General features: G+C 48.8%; 16 protein-coding genes and 1 riboswitch. Of the genes, 2 read left to right on the top strand and 14 right to left on the bottom strand.

Translation table 11 applies throughout. From position 1 onward, the window contains the following. Positions 1-102: 102 nt before the first annotated feature. Both KNQ12_RS15250 and KNQ12_RS15245 read right to left on the bottom strand, forming a co-directional pair. Entirely contained in the window at positions 103-1,686 is a 1,584-nt protein-coding gene (locus KNQ12_RS15250; protein ID WP_214749738.1) for an ABC transporter permease/substrate-binding protein, read from the bottom strand. Further along, the gene (locus KNQ12_RS15245; protein WP_029340778.1) at positions 1,683-2,810 is read right to left on the bottom strand and encodes an ABC transporter ATP-binding protein; all 1,128 of its coding nucleotides are present in this window, start codon (positions 2,808-2,810) and stop codon (positions 1,683-1,685) included. The genes KNQ12_RS15250 and KNQ12_RS15245 overlap by 4 nt, the downstream gene beginning before the upstream one ends. Before the next feature lie 192 nt (positions 2,811-3,002). Between KNQ12_RS15245 and KNQ12_RS15240 the strand changes: the two genes are divergently transcribed. After that, positions 3,003-3,998, top strand: coding sequence for a LysM peptidoglycan-binding domain-containing protein (locus KNQ12_RS15240; protein ID WP_214749741.1), 996 nt, complete (start codon positions 3,003-3,005; stop codon positions 3,996-3,998). A 125-nt stretch (positions 3,999-4,123) separates the two neighbouring features. Here KNQ12_RS15240 and lysA read toward each other — a convergent pair whose 3' ends face one another. The 12 genes from lysA to KNQ12_RS15180 form a co-directional block, all read right to left on the bottom strand. Then, positions 4,124-5,440: a diaminopimelate decarboxylase gene (lysA, locus tag KNQ12_RS15235; RefSeq protein ID WP_214749743.1), complete on the bottom strand. Its 1,317-nt coding sequence runs from the start codon at positions 5,438-5,440 to the stop codon at positions 4,124-4,126. 13 nt (positions 5,441-5,453) lie between these two features. Beyond that, entirely contained in the window at positions 5,454-6,512 is a 1,059-nt protein-coding gene (gene alr / locus KNQ12_RS15230; RefSeq protein WP_214749746.1) for an alanine racemase, read from the bottom strand. Beyond that, on the bottom strand, positions 6,509-7,441 hold the full coding sequence (locus KNQ12_RS15225) for a branched-chain amino acid transaminase (protein WP_035398934.1): 933 nt from the start codon (positions 7,439-7,441) through the stop codon (positions 6,509-6,511). Before KNQ12_RS15225 ends, alr begins: the two co-directional genes overlap by 4 nt. A gap of 25 nt (positions 7,442-7,466) precedes the next feature. Then, positions 7,467-8,174 carry a 2,3,4,5-tetrahydropyridine-2,6-dicarboxylate N-acetyltransferase gene (gene dapD / locus KNQ12_RS15220; protein WP_075642976.1) on the bottom strand — a complete coding sequence of 236 codons (708 nt, stop codon included), beginning with the start codon at positions 8,172-8,174 and terminating at the stop codon, positions 7,467-7,469. Beyond that, positions 8,161-8,907: a 4-hydroxy-tetrahydrodipicolinate reductase gene (gene dapB, locus KNQ12_RS15215; RefSeq protein WP_214749749.1), complete on the bottom strand. Its 747-nt coding sequence runs from the start codon at positions 8,905-8,907 to the stop codon at positions 8,161-8,163. Before dapB ends, dapD begins: the two co-directional genes overlap by 14 nt. Next, positions 8,904-9,785, bottom strand: coding sequence for a 4-hydroxy-tetrahydrodipicolinate synthase (dapA, locus tag KNQ12_RS15210; RefSeq protein WP_214749752.1), 882 nt, complete (start codon positions 9,783-9,785; stop codon positions 8,904-8,906). Before dapA ends, dapB begins: the two co-directional genes overlap by 4 nt. A 17-nt stretch (positions 9,786-9,802) precedes the next feature. Beyond that, positions 9,803-10,795 (bottom strand): aspartate-semialdehyde dehydrogenase, encoded by a 993-nt coding sequence (locus KNQ12_RS15205; RefSeq protein WP_214749755.1) that lies wholly within the window; start codon positions 10,793-10,795, stop codon positions 9,803-9,805. A gap of 13 nt (positions 10,796-10,808) precedes the next feature. Next, positions 10,809-12,008 (bottom strand): aspartate kinase, encoded by a 1,200-nt coding sequence (locus tag KNQ12_RS15200; RefSeq protein WP_047395005.1) that lies wholly within the window; start codon positions 12,006-12,008, stop codon positions 10,809-10,811. A 112-nt stretch (positions 12,009-12,120) separates the two neighbouring features. Further along, positions 12,121-12,298, bottom strand: a riboswitch (Lysine riboswitch). Between the two features lie 70 nt (positions 12,299-12,368). Continuing rightward, positions 12,369-13,739 carry an argininosuccinate lyase gene (argH, locus tag KNQ12_RS15195; RefSeq protein WP_047395002.1) on the bottom strand — a complete coding sequence of 457 codons (1,371 nt, stop codon included), beginning with the start codon at positions 13,737-13,739 and terminating at the stop codon, positions 12,369-12,371. Then, a complete protein-coding gene (locus KNQ12_RS15190; protein WP_214749758.1) occupies positions 13,736-14,941 on the bottom strand; it encodes an argininosuccinate synthase in 1,206 nt (401 codons plus the stop codon). Before KNQ12_RS15190 ends, argH begins: the two co-directional genes overlap by 4 nt. Before the next feature lie 118 nt (positions 14,942-15,059). Further along, positions 15,060-15,488, bottom strand: coding sequence for a GNAT family N-acetyltransferase (locus KNQ12_RS15185; protein ID WP_023467111.1), 429 nt, complete (start codon positions 15,486-15,488; stop codon positions 15,060-15,062). After that, positions 15,485-16,633 (bottom strand): alanyl-tRNA editing protein, encoded by a 1,149-nt coding sequence (locus KNQ12_RS15180; protein ID WP_214749760.1) that lies wholly within the window; start codon positions 16,631-16,633, stop codon positions 15,485-15,487. The genes KNQ12_RS15185 and KNQ12_RS15180 overlap by 4 nt, the downstream gene beginning before the upstream one ends. A 128-nt stretch (positions 16,634-16,761) precedes the next feature. Between KNQ12_RS15180 and phnF the strand changes: the two genes are divergently transcribed. Beyond that, positions 16,762-17,496: a phosphonate metabolism transcriptional regulator PhnF gene (phnF, locus tag KNQ12_RS15175; RefSeq protein WP_023467107.1), complete on the top strand. Its 735-nt coding sequence runs from the start codon at positions 16,762-16,764 to the stop codon at positions 17,494-17,496. The last annotated feature ends 32 nt before the right edge of the window (positions 17,497-17,528 follow it).

Here is a 17,528-nt window from a genome sequence, read left to right as displayed (position 1 = left end):
AAAATAATTTAATCACTTGATTACGTATTTTCCAAAACGATATAGCGCGTCAGCGCGCATACAAAAAGAGCCGAAGCGGATTCCCGCCTCGGCTCTACCTGTTTATTTTGAAATTAATCCTTCTTCGATCAAGAAATCACGCGCGACTTTTTCAGGGCGCTGTTTCTCGACATCTGCTTTGTAATTCAATTCTTGCATCTTCTCATCCGTAATTTTATCTTTTAACGTGTTGAGGACTTTTTTCAGCTGCGGATGTTCTTCAAGTGTTTCTTGACGAACAAGCGGTACCGCATAGTATGGTGGGAAGAACTTTTTATCGTCTTCTAGCACTGTCAAATCGAATTTTTGTAACAAACCATCTGTTGAGAAGCTATCGATGACGTTCGTTCGACCATTCGTCAATGCTGTATAACGGAGTCCTCCATCGACTGGTTGTACATCTTGGAATTTCATGTCCGGGTACTTTTTCTTCAGACCAAGGTAACCATCTTCCCGGTTCGCGAATTCGATTGTTGATCCGAGAATCAAACGATCACTGACTTTTGACATATCTGATACCGTCTTCAAGTCATATTTTTCGATATCTTCTTTCGTCATGGCGAGGGCATACGTATTGTTGAAACCGATTGGGTCAAGGACGTCGACCTGACTTTTCTCAGGAATCATCTTCCCGACTTTTGCATAGACCGTTTCCGGATCCGTCTCGACGTCTTGCTTGAGCACGTCGATCAACAAAGTACCTGTGTACTCGACATACGCGTCGATTTCCCCTTTTTCAAGCGCCCCGTAAGCGACTTTCGTCCCGCCGAGGTTTAATTGACGTTCGACTTCTAAATCCGTTTTATCTTCGATTAAATCCGCTAACATATTTCCGAGAATCAATTGTTCTGTAAAGTTCTTCGATCCGATGACGATCTTATCGTCCTTAAGGAAAGAGTAAGCGACCGATCCACCAATTAATATGAAAACGATACTTGCGATCGCGATCTTGCGTCCAGCTGGCATCGCCTTGCGACGCTTCCGTGCCTTATTCTTGATTCGACCATCTGCAAGAGGAATCCCATTTGGCGCCACGGAGTATTCAATCCGACTGACGACGAAGTCGATGACAAGAGCTAAAATACCGGCTGGAATTGCTCCGGCGAGAATCTGATTATTATCAACTGTTTGAATACCCGAGAAGACGAGGTAACCAAGACCACCGGCACCGATGAATGCTGAGATCGTCATCAAACCAACAGCTGTAACGGCTGAAATTCGAATCCCTGCCATCATGATCGGCAAGGCAAGTGGAATCTGAACCTTACTGAGGATTTGTCGATCCGTTAAACCAATTCCTTTAGCTGCTTCGAGCGTGTCCCCTGGAATGCTCGACAGACCCGTGTACGTATTTTTAACGATTGGCAAGAGTGAATAAAGCACGACCATGATGATCGCTGGTGTCGACCCGATACCAATGAACGGAATCAAGAAACCGAGTAAAGCAAGACTCGGAACAGCTTGCACGACGCTCGTCAGCGCAAGGACAGGCTTCGCGAACTTTTGGTAACGGGTGATCAAAATCCCGATCGGAATCCCGAGAACGACCGCGATGACGACGGCAAAGACCGTCAGCTGTAAGTGCTCTAGCAATAAATCACCGATCTGATCGGTATTATTTTTTACATAATCAAAGAATCCGCTCATTGGACTTCCTCCTCATGAATGAATTGCTCACTCAAGACGGAAAGTAAGCTACTACGTGTGATCAACCCTCTGAGTTTTCCTGTTGCATCCGTTACTGGTAGATAACCAGTCTCTTCCTGATTCATGACTTCAAGAACATCGAGTAATGAATCGTGTTCATTGACAGCGATGATTTCGCCCTCCATCACTTCTTCGATCCGTTGGCTCTTATCCGGAATCGTCTGGATGTTCTTCAACTTAATCAGCCCTTGTAAGACACGGTCACGATCGGTGATCAACAGGCTGTCGACTTTGCGTCCACGCATGATTTCAATTCCCTGCAACAACGTCCGTTTGCCACTGATTGAAACTGGGTCCTCGATCATGATATCTTCTGCCTTGATGAATTCTGGACTACTCCAGATTTTATTTTTTCCGATGAACGATTCGACATATTCATCTTTTGGATGACGCAAGATTTCTTCTGGAGTATCGAACTGGACGATTTCCCCATCACGCATGATACATATCCGATCCGCTAACTTGATCGCTTCATCCATATCATGGGTGACGAAAACGATCGTCTTTTTCACTTCTTCCTGCAAGTTAAAAAGTTCTTCCTGTAGATCGTTACGAGTAACGGGATCGAGTGCACTGAACGGCTCATCCATCAAAATGACATCAGGATCATTCATTAAAGCTCGTGCGAAACCAACACGCTGTTGCTGCCCACCACTGAGTTCGCTTGGATAACGATCGATGAATTGCTTTGGATCAAGCCCGACCATCGTCAACAGTTGTTCTGTCCGTTGATCCATCTCATCGTGGTTCTTCCCCTCAAGCCCAGCAATCAATTGAATGTTTTCCCGGACCGTCATGTGAGGGAACAAGCCGGTTTGCTGAATGACATATCCCATATGACGTCTTAATTCGATCGTGTCCGTCTTCATGATGTCCTTCCCGTTGACCAAAATCGTGCCTGAAGAAGGTTCGATCAGTCGATTGATCATCTTAAGTGACGTCGTTTTCCCACAGCCACTTGGTCCGATGAAAACAACGAGTTCACCCTTTTGAATCTCGAGCGATAAGCCTTTCAAGACGACATTGTCCTTAAACTGCTTACCGACGTTTTTGAATTCGATCATTCCTTCTCACTCCTTTTTACTATTTCCATATATTATGGTTTCCCAAAAAGATTACGGTTTAAACAAATTTTCTGTAATTTAGTTTTATTTCTTTGCAAAACGGGAATATCTTAGTTCTTTTTTAAAAATAAAGGGAATACCTTAATAAAGAGTACTTGTAAAACATGTTTTTGATGAAGGAGGTACTAGACGATGAACATCAAGAAACCTACCATCATGATGATCGGATTACTTCTCCTTAGTCCACTTTCGATTCCTTCACAGGTTAATGCGGCGAGCTCTACGTTTGTGACGAAAGGAACGACGACACAAAAAGTCGTCGCATTGACGTTTGATGACGGTTCAGATGGGACGAACATTGCAAAAATCTTAAGTATCTTGAAAAGTAACCAAGTGAAAGCGACTTTCTTTTTGACAGGCAGTGGTGCAAACAATCATCCTCAATCGATCAAGAACATCACAACCGCCTCTCCTACACACCAAATCGGCAATCACTCGTATTCGCATCCGGATTTTACGACCTTAACAGCAAGCCAGATGACGAGTGAATTATCCCGAACAGAATCCCTCATCCGGTCCTTGACCGGAAAAACGACGAAACCAATTTTCCGGGCGCCGTTTGGTGCAAGTAACAGTAACGTGTTGAGTGCAGTTGGGGCTGCAGGTTACACGAAAACGATTCAATGGAATATTGATACGACGGATTGGAAAGGCATCTCTTCAACAGCCATCTTGGATCGTGTAATACCAAAAATCGTTCCCGGATCAATCATCCTGATGCACACTGGGGCTGGTGCGAAAGGAACACCAACCGCTTTGCCAACGATGATTTCAAAACTAAAAGCAAAAGGCTATTCGTTCGTCACGATTTCAGAACTGTTACGGTCACCGACTTCAACCGGTACGACGTATACCGTCAAAGCTGGCGATACACTCTATTCCATCGCCCGCAAATACAACGTCTCGGTCTCTGCCCTCGCGAGTGCGAATAACATCACGAACTGGAATCTGTTGAACGTCGGTCAAGTCTTGAAAATTCCAACAACGACTTATACGGTTAAAGCCGGTGATACACTTTACTCGATTGCGACACGATATGGTGTCACCGTCACAGCATTGATGCAGGCAAACAACATTACGAATCCGAACCTCTTGCTCGTTGGACAAGTCTTAAAAATTCCAAAATGAATATGCTAATCGCAACACAAAAAAACGATCCCTCTCTATTCAAGAGAAGAATCGCTTTAGATCGTATGCATGAAACCGGCGCGATAGCGTCGGTTTTTTTGTCCTCTAGTTTGACCCCGCACCTCTTACGACTCTGATCGGACCCCATTGATCCCAAGATCACACTGAATCAAATCCGCATACGTTTGTCGACGGACGACTTCACGGGATTCCCCGTCCCGAACGAAAATGAGTGCCGGACGTAAGAACTGGTTGTAGTTGCTTGCCATCGAAAAGTTATACGCTCCTGTCCCAAAGACAGCAAGTGTATCGCCACCGTTCGGTGTAACCAACTGTGCTTTTTCAGCGACGAGATCCCCTGATTCACAAGCTGCTCCAACGACCGTCACTTCGGTCGTTTCGCCACTCATCCGGTTAGCGATGACCGTTTCATACACGGCACCGTAAAGTGCTGGGCGAATGTTATCTGTCATTCCGCCATCGACCGAAAGATATGTTCGGACGCCTTCGATCTCTTTGATTGCCCCGACCGTATACAGTGTCGTTCCTGCATTTGCAACGACCCAGCGCCCTGGCTCGATCCCGATGCGCGGACGTTCGATGCCGAGTCGCTCCGTTTCCGTTTCGATGACATCCATGACGCGTGCAATCGTCGCTTCAAAATCAAGCGGATGATCGTCCTGTGTATAGGCAATACCGAAGCCACCGCCAACATTAACTTCGCTGACTGTGAAGCCATGATGCGCACGAATCGTTTCGACGAAGCCCATCATCGTCCGAGCCGTCTGTTCGAACAGTGACGGATCTTGGATTTGCGAACCGACATGACAATGGATGCCGAGTAACGACAGATGTTCCGATGCTAAAATCGCTTCGATTGCGTCCAAGTAATCTGACGCATGCGTCGAGAAACCGAATTTCGTATCGACACCACCTGTCTGAATTTTCGCATGCGCTCCCCCGATGACTTGTGGCACGATCCGAATCAAGACATGAACCGTTTGACCGGCTTGTGCCGCAATCGATTCCAGTTGTGCAATCTCTGCAAAGTGATCGATGACAATCCGTCCGACTCCTTCCTCAACGGCATACTGAAGATCAGCCGTTGATTTATTCGAACCATGGAAATAGATTCGTTCTGCTGGAACCCCGGATTGACGGGCGATGAAGAGTTCCCCGCCTGTGACGACATCGATTCCAAGACCATGACGAACGACTTGTTCATATACGGCACTGACAGTCAGTGCTTTTGAGGCGAAGGAAGCATACGTGTTCGGATACTTATCAAGGAAGTGTTCCCGGACGGTCGCTAATCGATCCGTCAGCTCCCGCTCTGCCATCACATACAACGGTGTTCCGTACTGTGCTGCAAGATCGGTCGCTGCGACACCATCGATGTGCAACGTATTGTTTTCTTCTGTCAGGTATTGACTTCCATACATAATAAGTTCCTCCTTATAGATACTGATGCGTCAAACGCCAAGACCGGGCACACATCTGCTCTGAATTGTTCGCTGCTCCTGTCCGAGTAATATCGTCAATTTCAACGCCATCCCCGTATAGCACGACCTCGTCTCCGACCTCAACCGTCCCATCGACAGCGACGAACGTATGACTCATGAATAATTTATTGATGACCGGATAAGGTTTTTCTTTAATATGAACAGGCAGAGCGGCACGCCCACGGACGACACCGTCTCCATAGCCGACTGGTAAGATGGCGATCCGCATCGGTTCTGTACTCGTAAAGTTCGTCCCGTACCCAACGTGTTCACCCGGTCCGATTTCGCGAATTTCAACGATCTCCGTCGTCATCCGTAGCGAAGGAACGAGCCAGTCCATCTTTTCAATCGGTGAATAGCCGAATAAGAAGATTCCAGGGCGGACATAATTACAAAATGCGAGACGCGGATCGTGTTTGACGATCGTCGCACTGTTTTCCGAGTGCATATACGTAAACGTATGGCGCTTTCGTAACACATCGGCAATGGCGACGAAACGTTCGACTTGTCCATCGTGATCCGCATCCGGCTCATCGGCAAGCGGAAAGTGTGTATATAAACCTGTTAAAGCGAGCGAATCTGCTTGCGCAAGCGCAAGAACAGCTTCCGCCTCTTGAAGCGAACTGACACCAAAACGATTCATCCCGACGTTGATCTTCAAATGTAACTCGATTCCCTGCAGCTGTTTACTGTTTAGGGCGAGCCATTCTAGCGATGAGACACCGAGTGCAATTCCGAAACGTCGTGCTGTTTCAAAATCCTCCGTCGGATTCATCACCAGTACATAACTGTCTGGAAAATTCGTTTTGATTTCAATGGCTTCATACAACTCGGCGACAGCAAAGTGATGCACATCAGACGCCATCAGCGTCTCGACCATCTCGAGCATACCTAAGTTATACGCATTGTTCTTGACCACGGCAAAAATACGTTTACGTGACCGAGCGAAGACCGATGCGACGTTCTGTCGCACCGCCTTCCGATCGATCGTGACGAGTGTACGCGTCGTCATTCTGCGACAGCTGGTGTCACATACGTCAACCAATCCGCATATTGCGGCAATTGACCTGTGACGGCTTGACGGTAAAGATCGAGCAACTCATCTGCGACGTTCCGTGTTCCGCCGTTGATGGAGATATGATCGATTTCACCGACACTCGTGATTTCAGCAGCTGTTCCTGTTAAGAAGATCTCATCTGCGACATATAACTCATCGCGTCCGATGTGACGTTCGATGACAGGATAGCCTTGATCTTGTGCCAAACGGATGATGACTTGGCGTGTGATACCGTCGAGTACTGAACAATCAAGCGACGGTGTATGAATCGTTCCGTTTTTAAGAAGGAAAAGATTCGCAACACTCGCTTCACTGACGTTTCCGTTCATGTCGAGCGCGATTGCTTCATCAAATCCATCACGGATCGCTTCACCTTTTAAGAGTTGTGAGTTCATATAGTTCGCAGCCGCTTTCGCTTGCATCGGCATCATCGTTGATGAGACGCGGCGGTATGATGCGACTTTGGCACGGATGCCAGCACCTTTATCGAAGTATTCCCCAAGCTCCCAGCAAGAGATGCCGACATGAACCGTCGTATCTTTCGCCATCAATGCTTGCCATGGCGTACCGAGGAACACGAATGGACGGATATAACACGATTCAAATCCGTTTTTCGCAACTAAATCGATCGTTGCTTGAACAAGTTCGTCGACAGTATACGGAATCGTGACATGGTAGTACGCACAACTGCGGAAGAGACGCTCGATATGTTCCTTCAATTGGAAAATCGCCGGTCCGTCCGGTGTCGCGTATGCACGAATTCCTTCAAAGAATCCACTACCGTAGTGAATCGCATGTGACATGACGCTCGTGTTCGCATCTTTCGGATCATGAAAGACTCCATCTAACCAAATTGCTTCTCCATACTGTGTATCCACTGCCATGTGTTTTCCTCCTCTTCGACGTCAATCAGAGTGAACGTAAATCATCCACCAATTGCGTCTTCTCTTCTGTTTTCGCATCTTTCTGTTTGATGACACGTGCAGGTGTTCCAGCAACGACGCTTCCAGCAGGTACGTCTTCTGTGACGACACTACCAGCAGCGACGACGGCATCTTTGCCGACTTTGACGCCTTCAAGAATGACTGCATTTGCACCAATCAAGACACCGTCTTCAATGATGACAGGTGTTTTTGAAGGTGGTTCGAGGACACCCGCGACCACGGCACCTGCGCCGACATGAACGTTTTTCCCGATCGTCCCACGTGCACCGACGACAGCGTTCATATCAATCATTGTACCATCTCCGATTGATGCACCGATATTGATGATCGCACCCATCATGACGACTGCGTTGTCACCGATGACGACATGATCACGAATCCATGAACCTGGTTCGATGCGCGCATTCAAGTGACGTGTATCAAGCATTGGTACCGCACTATTGCGACGGTCATACTCCACGTGAACATCCGTGATGCGATCTGAATACTTTTCTAAGAAAGTAGCCACAAGTCCTGCATCCGCGAAGAAAATCTTTGATTCATCTGATCCGAATGCTGTAGCGCCTTCGATCGTCAAGCCCGCCAAATCGCCGTTGACGTAAAGTTTTACCGGTGTTTGTTTTTTAGCATCTTTAATGAATTTAGCAATTTCGTAAGCATCAGTGAGTAACATGTGAATCCTCCTGTGTGTAGAGCGTCTCTAATGTATAGAGTCCCGCTGTTTTTTGAATGAGTGCTTCAGCTGCTTTGATCGCACCAGAAGCAAATACTTTTTTCGATAGCGCTGTATGTTTGATTTCAATCAATTCGTCGACACCTGCGAATAAGACTTCGTGTTCTCCGAAGATCGTTCCACCGCGCATCGCGTGCATCCCGATCTCGTTCGTCTCCCGCTTTTGCCGCGTCTGTGACCGGTCATATATCGGTGTGACGTCACGTGCCGTCTGAATCGTTTGCAATAACAACTCAGCCGTTCCGCTTGGCGCATCGACTTTTTGGTTATGATGTTTCTCGAGCAATTCGATGTCATACGCTCCTGCTAGTGGCACAAGTGTCTTCAGCAGTTGCTGCACCATCGCGATGCCGTACGACATGTTGTACGACTGGAAAATTGGAATTTCTTTTGCGGCGTCCTTGATCGATGCCAGTTCCGCCTCCGAAAAACCAGTCGTCGCGATGACGAGTGGTGTTTTTGTCGCCAGCCCATATGCGAGCAGATCCGGTAGCAAACTCGGATGCGAGAAGTCGATGATCGCATCGACCGTTTCTGACATCTCCGTTAGCTCGGCATATGAAGCGATCGTATCGGATGACTTCGTCCGGTCAACGATCGCTACGACACTTTGTGGTGCGAGTTCGACGACGTATTGTCCTGTCGCCCCATAACCGTGTAACGCGAGTTTCATCGAACCACCCCTTTGTAAGCCCGCATCGTTTCGAGTAAGTGGGCGTGCCCCGCTTCCGATTGACGGACGAGCGGCAAGCGTGGCGCACCGACAGCAAAGCCGAGTTCTTCAAGCGATGCTTTAACTGGAATCGGATTGACATCACTGAACAAGGCACCGATGACCGGTAACAAGTCTGCCTGAATCCGGCGTGCCGTGACGAGATCTTGCGCTAGTAACGTCTCAGCAAGTGCTTGTGTCTCTGCTGGGTACGGGTTCGAAAGAACTGAGATGACGCCTTGTGCGCCCCATGCCATGTACGGCAGGATTTGATCATCATTTCCACAGAAGACCGCGAAGTCTTCCGGAATCGCCGCCATCAGTTCACCCATGAAGCTGACATCTCCACTCGCTTCCTTAAAGGCTTGGATTCGTGGATGACGTGCTAACGTCACTGCTGTTTCGACTGCGATTGCAACTCCTGTCCGCGACGGAACGTTGTACAGCATGATTGGTAATTCGGTTGCATCAGCGACCGCCGTGAAATGTGCGACGAGACCCGCTTGCGATGTTTTATTGTAGTACGGTGTGACGAGCATCGCTGCGTCCGCACCGAGGCGCTCTGCGAGTAACGTCTTCTCGATTGTTGCTGCCGTGTTGTTCGAACCCGTTCCGGCAATGACTGGTACTCGTCCTGCCGTGATTTGAACGGCAGTCGTCAGTAGTTGTTCGAATTCCGTGTTCGTCAGTGTCGATCCTTCTCCTGTCGTTCCTCCGACGACAAGCGCCTGAATTCCTGCTGCGAGTTGTTGCTCGATCAAGCGTTCGAATACGTGTAGATCCAACTCGCCTGCTTCATTAAATGGTGTGACGAGCGCTGTACCTGCTCCTTTGAACATGAAGAACTCCTCCTTTTTTATGAATGAATCGACTGTTCGATGGCTTGGCGTGCGACTTGTACGGCATTCGAGGCGGCACCTTTTCGAATGTTGTCGGCTACACACCAGAGATGGAACGTATTCGCGAGACTATCATCTTGTCGAATTCGTCCGACATAGACATCGTCCGTCCCACTCGCGTCAAGCGGCATCGGATAACGCGTATTCGCGACATCATCGATGAGGACGACGCCCGGTGCGTTTTCAAGTGCTTCACGGATCGCTTCGACCGTCGTCGGTTGTGTAAACGTGACGTTGATTGCAACCGAGTGAGAATTCGTGACTGGAACCCGGACACATGTCGCACTGACAGGTAATGCTGGAAGATTGAAGATTTTCCGTGTTTCATCAATCATCTTCTGCTCTTCTTTCGTATAGCCGTTCTCAAGGAATACATCGATATGCGGCAAGATGTTATCGTGAATCGGATGCGGATAATTGACGGGCTCTTCTCCGCGTGCTCCACGTGCCAGATCCTCGATTCCTTTTTGACCAGAACCAGATACGGCCTGATACGTCGTATAGTTGATCCGTTCGAATCCCAGTGACTGGAGCGGTGCTAAAGCGACGACGGATTGAATCGTCGAACAGTTCGGATTTGCGATCAAGCGGTCCGTCGCTTGAATCGCTTGCGGATTGACTTCTGGCACGACGAGCGGAATCGTCTCCTGCATCCGGAAAGCACTTGAATTATCAACGACGAGTGTTCCGTTTTCAGCTAGTAACGGGGCATATTGCTCACTGATCGTTCCGCCTGCTGCGAACAACGCGACATCGATCCCGTCTTCTGTGATATTTGGCGTCAGCGCTTGGATCGTAATATCTTCTCCCTTGAACTGTACCGTGTTCCCTGCTGAACGAGCAGAAGCGTAAGCGGACAGGCGGCTGACCGGGAAGTCCAGTTCTGCTAGGACTTGTAACATTTTTTGACCGACGGCGCCGGTTGCTCCAATGACGGCTACATGATACATCCTGTTTTCCTCCTTATAACTCGAACGCGTTTGCAATCGCTGCAACCGTCCGTTCAATGTCTGCTTGTGCAATCGTGTACGAGATGCTGATTTCTGATGTCGTGACTTGATAGAACGGGATGTTCTCCGCTCGGAAGATTGCGAACAACTTCGAAGCGACACCTGTTGCATCCCGCATCCCGATTCCGACGACAGATAATTTTGCGTGTTGATTATGGCGATCGACCTTGACTGTCGTGAAGCGATCCATGATGTCTTTCAATGCTTCATCGAGGAACTCTTCCTCATCGAGTGGACATGAGAACGATAAGAAAATGTCACTGTCGAACGTCGTTTGACTGATCATGTCGATGTTGACGTGGCGATTGGATAACAGTTCGAAGATATCGGCTACTGCTGCATTCGTTTGCGGTACGTGTTTGATTGATACCGTCAAGACGTTCTTCGTCACACTGACACTCGTCACCGCTTTTTGTTCCATTGTTTCCGTCGCTTCCATGATCCATGTTCCCCTTTTCGATTCAAGTGTTTTCCCGACGAAGATGTGTACGCCGTATTTTTTTCCTAGTTCGACACTTCGCATTTCCATGACCTTCGACCCGAGGGCGCTCATTTCCATCATCTCATCATACGAGATATGTGGAATCGGTTGAGCGGCGGCATGGATTCGCGGATCAGCTGTATAGACACCGTCGACATCGGTATAGATTTCGCACCGTTTATCAAGGACTGCCGCAAGGGCAACTGCCGTTGTATCCGACCCACCCCGTCCAAGCGTCGTGACATCACCGAGTTCGTTGACACCTTGGAATCCGGCGACGATGACGACATCGTACGTTTCGAGTTTTTGTCGTAACAGATCTCCATCGATCTGTTTGATCTTACTTTTCGTATGCACGCCCATCGTGCTGATTCCTGCTTGAGCGCCTGTTTGCGATAACGCTTTGACACCGAGCGAGTTGAGGGCGATGCTGAGTAATGAAATCGTCTGTTCTTCTCCGATGGCAAGCAGTCGATCGAGTTCTCTTCGCTCGGGGCGATCCGTGATGGCTTGCGCCTGAGCGATCAAAGAATCTGTCATCTTGCCCATCGCCGAAACGACGACGACGAGTTTTTCACCTTCGGCTGCGCGACTCTTCAAATAATTCGCAATAGACTGAATCTGTTCGACAGTCGCAACCGAGCTTCCACCAAATTTAAGTACAGTTGTCACAATCCTATCTCCTTTGTCCCGATACAGAAAAAAACGACGGGCCGGTAGGAGCGTTCCTACGGCCCGTCGTTATCACGATCGGACAAACGAAGACAAAGTCATTCGTTCTTTTACGTAAGATAGCGCTCCGAAACATCGGTTTCGGCAGTACAACGGATCTTAACCGTTGTACCAGCAAACAAGAAGAAGCATCTTCTCGTTCACTTCGGCGGACTTCCCCTTTCACATCATTCGGCATGCTTGCCTTCAAGAATGATGCTACTCATGTCATCCGCGCCTCTATCTGTCGGTTGTTAGTTACAGTTATAGCAGACATCTTTTGTTAAATCCAGTCATTTGACTGTTTTTTTTCAAAATTCGTCAATTCGCAAGATGCTGTTTCGCGAGTTCGAGTTGCTCCGACACGGCAGCAAACCCTGTCCCGCCGTAGCTAGTCCGGCGTGCTACTGCTTGAACCGGATCGAGGAGCGGATAGACGTCTTCCGTGATATCAGGATGGAACGTTTGATACGTCTCGAGGTTCAAATCCTTCAGGAAACAACCGTTCTGCACACAGTAAAGGACGGCTTTGCCGACGATTTCATGCGCTTCCCGGAACGGTATGCCTTTCGTTACAAGGTAGTCGGCGAGTTCCGTTGCATTCGAGAAGTCTTGCATTGTCGCCTTCTTGAGCGCTTCGGTCTTAAACGTCGCAGATTCAATCATTCCGGTGAAGATTTGAACGGATTGGAGAACGGTATCTGCTGTATCGAAGACCCCTTCCTTATCCTCTTGCATGTCTTTGTTGTAAGCGAGTGGTAATGCCTTCATCGTCGTCAAGAAGCCCATCAGATTGCCGTAGACGCGCCCCGTTTTCCCACGAATCAATTCAGCGAAATCAGGATTTTTCTTCTGTGGCATCATGCTCGACCCTGTCGAGAAAGCATCAGACAACTCGATGAAGCCAAATTCTTGCGATGCCCAGATGATGATTTCTTCACAAAAACGCGAGAGATGCATCATGACGGTCGAGGCGATCCCGAGGTATTCGATGACGAAATCGCGGTCGGAGACAGCGTCGAGACTGTTCGGATAGATTGACTCAAAACCGAGCAACTCGGCAGAACGAAAACGATCGATTGGGAATGTCGTCCCCGCGAGCGCGCCTGCCCCGAGCGGTGATTTCCGGATCCGCTTTTGATTATCCGTCAACCGTTCGACATCACGTTCGAACATCCAGAAATAAGCGAGCAAATGATGCGCAAGCGAGATCGGTTGTGCCCGTTGCAAATGCGTATACCCTGGCATGACCGTCTCGATATGTTGCTCCGCTTGTTCCGTGATGACCGATTGGAGCTCGCGTAATGCCGTCGTCAACGCTTCAACATGTTGTTCCATCCATAGATGTAAATCCGTTGCGACCTGATCGTTTCGGCTCCGTGCCGTATGCAGTTTTCCTGCAACCGGACCAATCTGTTCCGTCAATAAACGCTCGAGATTCATGTGAATGTCTTCATCTGCTAGCGTATACACATGATCCGCTAACGTCGTTTCCAGTTGCTTCAGTCCTTGCTCGATTTGTGTCCACTCGTCTTGAGCGAGGATCCCTTGTTCAAATAGCATCTGCGCGTGTGCGAGACTGCCTTTTAAATCGACGCTCGCTAATTTTTGATCGAACGTGATCGATGCTCCGAAGGCTTCCGCTTGAGCGGAAGCACTTTCCGTAAAACGTCCACCCCAGAGTTTGGTCATTTCGTTACACCCGCCTGACGATGTACGCTCGCATGCGTCGAAACGGCAAGTCCGTGTAATTTGATGAAGCCTTTTGCTGCTTCATGATCGAACGCGTCTTCTTTCGTATACGTCGCAAGTTTCTCATCGTAGAGTGAGACAGCGGACTGACGACCTGTCACGGTTGCGTTTCCTTTGAACAGTTTAACGCGAACTTCTCCTGTGACGTCCTGTTGTGTCGCCGTCAGGAATGCTTTCAAGCCTTTCGTCAATGGTGCATGGAAGAGACCGTTATAGATCGTTTCTGCGTATTGTTTGCTGAGTAGTGGTTTGAAATGCGCGACGTCCTTCGTCAATGTAATCGTCTCGAGTGCAGCGTGCGCTTTGAGTAACACCGTTGCGCCTGGGCACTCATAGACTTCCCGCGATTTGATACCGACGAGACGGTTCTCGACGTGGTCGATCCGTCCGACCCCATGTGCACCAGCGATGATGTTCAGTTCCGTGATCAGTTTCGCCAGTGGATACGTCGTTCCGTTGATCGAGACCGGAACACCTGCTTCAAAGCCAATGATGACTTCTTCTGCCTGATCCGGAGCGTCTTCTGGCGCTACTGTCAACGCATAAGCGTCTTGCGGTGGCTCTGTCCAAGGGTTTTCTAGGACGCCACATTCGTTACTCCGTCCCCAAAGGTTCATGTCGATTGAGTATGGGCTGTCGAGGTTGATCGGAATCGGCACGTTGTTTTCTTTCGCATAGGCGATTTCTTCTTCCCGTGACCATTTCCATTCCCGGACCGGTGCGATGACTTCGAGTGATGGATCAAGTGCTGCGACTGAAACTTCGAACCGGACTTGGTCGTTCCCTTTTCCGGTACATCCGTGAGCGACTGCCGTCGCACCGTGCTGATGCGCGACTTCGACAAGCTTTTCTGCGATCAACGGACGCGAAAGCGCTGAAATCAACGGATAGGCATTTTCGTAATGCGCGCCATATTGAAGTGCCGGTAAAACGAAGCCTTGTGCGAATTCTTCTTTAACATCGAGGACGATCGATTCGATCGCACCGACGAGGAGTGCTTTTTCTTTAATGATGGATAAATCTTTTCCTTCTCCGACATCCATGCATAAGGCAATGACGTCATAGTCCTTGCTCAACCACTTGATGGCTACCGATGTATCAAGTCCCCCAGAGTAAGCTAAGATCAATTTTTGTTTCGACATGTATAATTCCCTCCTGGTTTTAAATTCATCTGTCTGTATAAAAATTCATTATGAATTATATATATACATAGAAAACAAAAAAAAGAAACCCTTTTTGCAGGATTTCTTTCAAAATGACTTACATTTTTTTCTCCATCGTCCGGTGTGGGATGCCCGCATCATCGAATTCATCGGAGACGATCGTATAACCGAGTCCTTGATAAAACGGAATCGCTTGGACTTGTGCGCCGAGTGTTAGCAATTGCTTCCCTTCGCGACGTGCGACTCGTTCCATCGCCTGCATCAACTCGCCACCGTATCCTTTTCCTCGCGCTGTCGCTAGCGTCGCGACACGCTCTACCTTCATCCGTTGGTCGTCATATGGACGGGTACGCCCCGTTGCGACCGGTCGACTCTGCTCATCGAGGACAAGCAGATGAATCGCTGTTTCATCATGTGTATCATATTCAAGATGGCGTGGTACGCCTTGTTCCTCGACGAAGACACGCTCCCGGATCATCCGGACGGCTTGATGTTGTTCTGCTGTACGTACTTGAATGACTGTCATGACTGATATTCCTCCCGTAATCGATTGACATATGCCATCGCATCATCCCGATTCGTAAATTGTGCCTGTGCCTGAAGCGCACTTCCTCCGCCTCGCCCATTGAATGCTTGAACATGTGATTTAGCGAACTTCCCGAGATGGGGTTCACCCGGACTACTCATCAGTAGCTTGTTCGTCGTCGCATTCCAGACGACGCCGACGCGTCCCGCTTCTTGAATCGCTTTAGCAAGTTGCTCGGATATTTTGATTTCTTCATCCAGATGTTCAAACACAAGAATGCCTTCTTGTTGTTCTAAAGCATGAGCGAGTGTGAACGTCGCAAGTTGTTCCTGGGCGTGTTCGACCTGTTTCGTTAAGCGTTTCTGCTCTTCTTGTAACGCTTGGACGGCTTCTAGCATTTGAACCGGTTTGACTGATAAAGCTTGCGCTGCTTCCCGTAAAGCTCGTCGTTCTGCCTGTAGGAGTTGATATGCCCGTTCCTTTGCGACATAAGAAAGACGAATATTTCCACGAATTCGTTCGACTCCAGTAAAGAGAATCGACTCGAGCTGTGCCGTCGAATCGAGATGCATTCCACCACAGGCACTATAATCGAGTGTACCGATTTGAACGACGCGAATTCGTCCTTCGACTTGTGGTGTTTTTCGTAATGGTAAGCGTAGCGCTTCCGCCTCGTCATACTCGGTCGCTGTGATCGGTAATCCTTGTTCAATCACCTGGCGTAATCGTCGATCCAGCTGTTCTTGTTGCAGAGTTGTCCATTCAGGTGTCTCGATATCAAGCGTCGAGACCTCACTTCCCGTCCGAAAACTAAGTGTCTTGATATTTGATTCATCTTGTAGGATTGCAGAGATGACATGTTGTGCCGTATGCTGCGCCGCATGATCGATCCGGACTGCGTCATCTACGATCCCGGTGACGTCACCTGTGAGCGGCGTCGCCAGTTGGTGCCAGACGACACCGTCTTCGATTTGGACGTCAAGGACCGGTTGATCGTTCAATGTTCCACGGTCCGCCGGCTGTCCACCGCTCTCCGGATAGAAGTAACTTTTCTCTAAAGCAACCCAATAGCCGTCTACTTGTTTTGTTGCGCGAATGGATGTCTGAAAGGTTCGGACATCGGATTCTATTTGTTCGGGGCGCATGCCTCGACCACCTTTCTCTGTCAGTTTCACTCTGTATTATGCCATATTTCATCCAGAATCGTTTGTCGGCTTGCCTTTTTCCTAGTACACTAGACGAAAGACTACCGATCGCGAAGGGACGAAATGCCGTGATTCAGCATATCAATAAAAATTCACCACTCCCCATCTACTATCAAATCGAAGCTGCCTTAAAACAACAAATCGAAAGCGGTGTTCTTCAACCTGGCGATCTAATTCCGTCCGAGCGCGAATTTGCGGAAGCGCATCAAATTAGCCGAATGACGGTCCGGCAAGCCATTTCAAACTTGGTCAACGCCGGTTACTTGATTCGTCAAAAAGGACGAGGAACATTCGTCGCGAATAAAAAAATCGTCATGCAACTGTCTGGCTTGACGAGTTTCTCGGAAGAGATGGAACATCTTGGACTAGAACCGACGAGTGCGCTTCTCTCCTATCAAATCATCGACGCGTCGATGACGATCGCAAACAAGCTCCGGATTCGCGAAGGGGCATCCGTGTATGAATTGAAACGTTTACGAATCGCAGATGAGCAAGCGCTTGCCCTTGAGACCGTCTATATCCCGGAACAGCTCTTACCTGGACTCGATCAAGACGTCGCGACCGCATCGCTCTATGCATTTGCAGAAGCGAGCGGATTAAATCTTGGACGTGCGAGTCAAACGTTCGAATCACGTCTTGCAACAAAGGAAGAGGCGGGTCATCTTGGTCTATCGACCGCTTCGCCTGTCTTATCCGTCGAGCAACTGACGTATCTCGCGACGGAGCAACCGTTTGAATACGTCATCTCCGCTTACCGCGGCGACCGCTATACCTTCACCGTCGAAATGGAACGCCAACGCTAAAAATCCCCTTGTATCGTCGTACAGTGACGATA

Source organism: Exiguobacterium sp. s11, from assembly GCF_018619015.1.
In the GTDB taxonomy this organism is placed as follows: domain Bacteria; phylum Bacillota; class Bacilli; order Exiguobacteriales; family Exiguobacteriaceae; genus Exiguobacterium_A; species Exiguobacterium_A indicum.
Note: the sequence above shows the minus strand (reverse complement) of the source record. Positions and strands in the feature narration are given on the sequence as shown.

Coding starts and splice junctions, on each gene's coding strand:
- KNQ12_RS15250 (WP_214749738.1), bottom strand. CDS start 1,686: ATGAGCGGATTCTTTGATTATGTAAAAAATAATACCGATCAGATCGGT.
- KNQ12_RS15245 (WP_029340778.1), bottom strand. CDS start 2,810: ATGATCGAATTCAAAAACGTCGGTAAGCAGTTTAAGGACAATGTCGTC.
- KNQ12_RS15240 (WP_214749741.1), top strand. CDS start 3,003: ATGAACATCAAGAAACCTACCATCATGATGATCGGATTACTTCTCCTT.
- lysA (WP_214749743.1), bottom strand. CDS start 5,440: ATGTATGGAAGTCAATACCTGACAGAAGAAAACAATACGTTGCACATC.
- alr (WP_214749746.1), bottom strand. CDS start 6,512: ATGACGACGCGTACACTCGTCACGATCGATCGGAAGGCGGTGCGACAG.
- KNQ12_RS15225 (WP_035398934.1), bottom strand. CDS start 7,441: ATGGCAGTGGATACACAGTATGGAGAAGCAATTTGGTTAGATGGAGTC.
- dapD (WP_075642976.1), bottom strand. CDS start 8,174: ATGTTACTCACTGATGCTTACGAAATTGCTAAATTCATTAAAGATGCT.
- dapB (WP_214749749.1), bottom strand. CDS start 8,907: ATGAAACTCGCGTTACACGGTTATGGGGCGACAGGACAATACGTCGTC.
- dapA (WP_214749752.1), bottom strand. CDS start 9,785: ATGTTCAAAGGAGCAGGTACAGCGCTCGTCACACCATTTAATGAAGCA.
- KNQ12_RS15205 (WP_214749755.1), bottom strand. CDS start 10,795: ATGTATCATGTAGCCGTCATTGGAGCAACCGGCGCCGTCGGTCAAAAA.
- argH (WP_047395002.1), bottom strand. CDS start 13,739: ATGACCAAACTCTGGGGTGGACGTTTTACGGAAAGTGCTTCCGCTCAA.
- KNQ12_RS15190 (WP_214749758.1), bottom strand. CDS start 14,941: ATGTCGAAACAAAAATTGATCTTAGCTTACTCTGGGGGACTTGATACA.
- KNQ12_RS15185 (WP_023467111.1), bottom strand. CDS start 15,488: ATGACAGTCATTCAAGTACGTACAGCAGAACAACATCAAGCCGTCCGG.
- KNQ12_RS15180 (WP_214749760.1), bottom strand. CDS start 16,633: ATGCGCCCCGAACAAATAGAATCCGATGTCCGAACCTTTCAGACATCC.